The organism is Streptomyces sp. GbtcB7, assembly GCF_019091445.1.
Classification (GTDB): Bacteria; Actinomycetota; Actinomycetes; order Streptomycetales; family Streptomycetaceae; genus Streptomyces; species Streptomyces mirabilis.
The window spans coordinates 1-243 of sequence record NZ_JAGXJM010000520.1 but is presented as its reverse complement, the minus strand read 5'-3'; the positions used below and the strand labels follow the sequence as shown (position 1 = coordinate 243).

Here is a 243-nt window from a genome sequence, read left to right as displayed (position 1 = left end):
CTTCGTGGTGATCGCCTCGGGTACGGGCAAGATCACCGCCGGCCCGCACGCCCACGCGCGTGGTTCGGGCATCGACGCCTCCGCCTTCGCGGACGTCATCCCGAAGGTCACGGGGGTCCTGGGGCGCTCGGCCCGGGACGGCGTGGTCGGGCCCCACCAGATGCAGCAACTCATCCGCCGCACGCGGGGCAAGGGGGTCTCGGACACCTACCGCCGCCGCCCGATGTTCCTGCCGGTCGTCGT

Annotated in this window: 1 pseudogene; it reads left to right on the top strand. The window is 72.8% G+C overall.

Features of this window, described 5'->3' with window-relative positions:
* Positions 1-243, top strand: a pseudogene (locus KVT44_RS56675) (RNase J family beta-CASP ribonuclease); the annotation flags it as partial.